Below are 244 nucleotides of genomic sequence, written 5' to 3' on the forward strand. Positions count from 1 at the left end.
GTGATCGGCTGGCTCGCCAGCGGCGCCTCGCTGACACTGGACATGCCGGAACTGAAGGGCTTCAACTTCACGGGCGGCCTGACGCTGACGCCGGAGTTCGCGGCGCTGCTGCTGGGCCTGGTGATCTACCCCGCGGCGTTCATCGCCTAGGTGGTGCGCTCGGGCATCCAGGCGGTCGGCAACGGCCAATGGGAAGCGGCCGGCGCCCTCTGATTGCGGCGGCCGCTGGCCCTGCGCCTGGTGG

Annotated in this window: 1 pseudogene; it reads left to right on the plus strand. The window is 70.9% G+C overall.

Going from position 1 to position 244, the window contains the following annotated elements:
• A pseudogene (locus SB771_RS36460) lies at window positions 1-210 on the plus strand (amino acid ABC transporter permease); the annotation flags it as partial.
• Between the last annotated feature and the right edge of the window lie 34 nt (window positions 211-244).

It is taken from the genome of Burkholderia sp. SIMBA_051 (assembly GCF_046534915.1).
GTDB classification, from domain to species: domain Bacteria; phylum Pseudomonadota; class Gammaproteobacteria; order Burkholderiales; family Burkholderiaceae; genus Burkholderia; species Burkholderia ambifaria.